This window comes from Agriterribacter sp., assembly GCF_035445465.1.
GTDB lineage: Bacteria > Bacteroidota > Bacteroidia > Chitinophagales > Chitinophagaceae > Agriterribacter.
Map to the genome: position 1 here is coordinate 22,109 of NZ_DAOMQT010000061.1, position 2,643 is coordinate 24,751.

2 protein-coding genes are annotated in these 2,643 nt (G+C 44.8%); one reads left to right on the plus strand and one right to left on the minus strand.

Features of this window, described 5'->3' with window-relative positions; translation table 11 throughout:
* Positions 1 to 1,212: hypothetical protein (locus tag PLE34_RS19095; RefSeq protein WP_324559550.1), on the minus strand; the 1,212-nt coding region annotated here is incomplete at its 3' end.
* Between the two features lie 214 nt (positions 1,213 to 1,426).
* On the opposite strand from PLE34_RS19095, the gene PLE34_RS19100 reads away from it, so the two are divergent.
* The gene (locus PLE34_RS19100) at positions 1,427 to 2,596 is read left to right on the plus strand and encodes a 2-isopropylmalate synthase (RefSeq protein ID WP_324559552.1); all 1,170 of its coding nucleotides are present in this window, start codon (positions 1,427 to 1,429) and stop codon (positions 2,594 to 2,596) included.
* Positions 2,597 to 2,643 lie beyond the last annotated feature (47 nt).

A 2,643-nucleotide genomic window follows, 5' to 3' on the forward strand; every position in this document is an offset into this window, starting at 1 on the left:
CCTGGAATAACATTGCAGGTCGGTACGCAGGTCTACTTTCCAGTTGATAATGCGGTTGAGGTATTCAATGGCTTTTTCATTATCGCCGCTGCCAAAGTACAGGCAGGCTATTTTATAATAGAACACTAAAATACGGTGGCGGTCCATCTTTAGCCTGAATTCCGCGATCTTGGTCTCAATTTCAGGAATGAGCTTTAAGCCCGCTGTAAAGCTACCTTCCAGGAAATGCTTATTGAGCTTGGCGGTATACAGGTATATAAAGCACTGCACCCGGTTATTGTCGTTGCTGTTAGCCTGTTTGGAGTGATAAAAATGCTCGAATTTGTCTAATACGGTATTGAACTTGTCGTAGTTCTGCAGCACAAAATGAGCGTTCAGCAAATTGTGCAGCCCTTTAATATATAGCGGGGTATCCACTTTTTTCATCAGCGGCTCCTGCTCAAAAGCATCCACCCATTTCTGGCAATAGCGGTAATACATCAGCAGGTCCTGCAAAATAAACCCATACCAGCAGTAGCTTTCGTACAGGTAATGTTTTTCGTAAAACCCATTGTATAGTCCGGCGGCGGTTGGCAGGTTGGATTCAAAAAAAGCCTTTATTGCCATCCTGTCTTTATCGCCACGGGCATGTCCCAAGTTAATATACCAACTGTATAATTGCAGTGAAAGATTAGAAAGCTTATTCATCATGGTGAGCTTGTCGCCGGCTTCCTCAACTTCCTTCGCCAGTGTTTCCGCCCGGTTCTCCATGCTCCGCGTAATATACAGGGCCTCAATTTTCTTTTCAAAGATGAGGGTTTGCAGCCAGTAAGTAACCTGGTGCTGTTCCCTGGCGTACTCCTTTACCCGGTCTAATGTTTTAAGGCTTTGGAGGTAAAGCCCTTTATCATACAAAATCCGGGAATAGTCCATGAGTTCATGCAACTGCAACTGGATGTTATTATCATCCTTTAATATACGTAAGCTGGCTAATATCTGTCTGTACAGGTGTGCTTTAAGGTTAGAGAGTTGCTGTTTTTTGATATCCGTATTGCGCTTCAGGAGCGATTCCTCGTCATAATCCTCCAGCTTATCCAGCGCATCAAAAAGCTGCACCGTTTTCATGTCGGGGGAAGTGGCATTACGCTGCACGAAAAGCTTAAAATTCCTTTTTTCAGCCTTTTCAAGCGACTTAACCAACTGAAATAACTCGTCTGTAGACCGTTTGGGCATCGTAATCAAATTGCTTTTAAATCCTTATCCGTAAAGGCTTCCAGTAAAAAAATACCGCCTTGCACACCGTAATATAATGTTTAATTTGGTTTTATTCCTTTGTTATCTGCCAGTACATTCGTACCGGATTGCAAATATCCGGTTTTTAATAAAAACAGTTATATGAAGTAATTGCCTTTACGGTGGGGCCGATTTAATCATCTAAAATCCATCTATGTCTCAAAACAAGATTTATATTTTTGATACAACGCTGCGCGACGGTGAGCAGGTTCCGGGATGCAAGTTAAACGCTGGTGAAAAGATAGAGCTTGCGCTTGCGCTGGAGAATCTTGGAGTAGATGTTATTGAAGCAGGTTTTCCCGTTTCCAGTCCCGGTGATTTTGAGTCGGTGCGCAATATTTCCGCTGTTATTAAAAACGCTACTGTTTGCGGCTTAACCCGTGCCATAAAAAAAGATATTGAAGTAGCAGCCGAAGCTTTGCAGGGCGCCAAACGTCCCCGCATCCATACCGGCATCGGGGTTTCTGATCTGCATATTGCCACTAAGTTCAATTCTAATAAAGAAGATATTTTGGCCCGTGCGGTAGAGGCGGTAAAATATGCCCGTAATTTTGTGGATGATGTGGAGTTTTACGGCGAAGACGCGGGACGTGCTGAACTGGGTTTCCTGGCAAGAGTGGTGGAAGCGGTGATTAACGCGGGTGCCACGGTGGTAAACATTCCCGACACCACAGGTTATTGTCTTCCCCACCAGTATGGTGAAAAGATCGCCTACCTGGTAAATAATGTACCTAATATTGACAAAGCTATTCTTTCCTGTCATTGCCATAACGACCTGGGGCTGGCAACAGCCAATTCTATTGCAGGCGTAATGAGTGGTGCAAGGCAAATTGAATGCACCATTAATGGTTTGGGTGAAAGGGCGGGTAACACTTCCTTAGAAGAAGTGGTAATGATCATAAAACAGCACGAGTCGCTGGGCTTATATACAGATATTAAAGCTGAACAGCTTAACCCGATGAGCCGTTTGGTGGCCGACACCATGCGGATGCCCGTGCAGCCTAATAAGGCCATCGTAGGCAGCAATGCCTTCGCGCACTCTTCGGGCATACACCAGGATGGGTTTTTGAAGAACGCCGAAAATTACGAGATCATCCGGCCGGAAGAAGTAGGGGCCGACAGCTCAAAAATTGTATTAACGGCAAGAAGCGGGAGATCCGCACTGGCACATCGTTTTCAGAAGTTAGGGTACGATTTTAACCGCAATGATATTGATGTATTGTACCAGGCTTTTCTTAAGGTAGCCGATGTAAAAAAAGAAGTGGGGGACGAGGACCTGAAGGCATTGGCAGCCAATAATCATCCGGAAGTAGCACTTGCATAATAAGCAGATGTTTTCTCATGTTGCGTTAAGCACTCTGATTGGCGTGG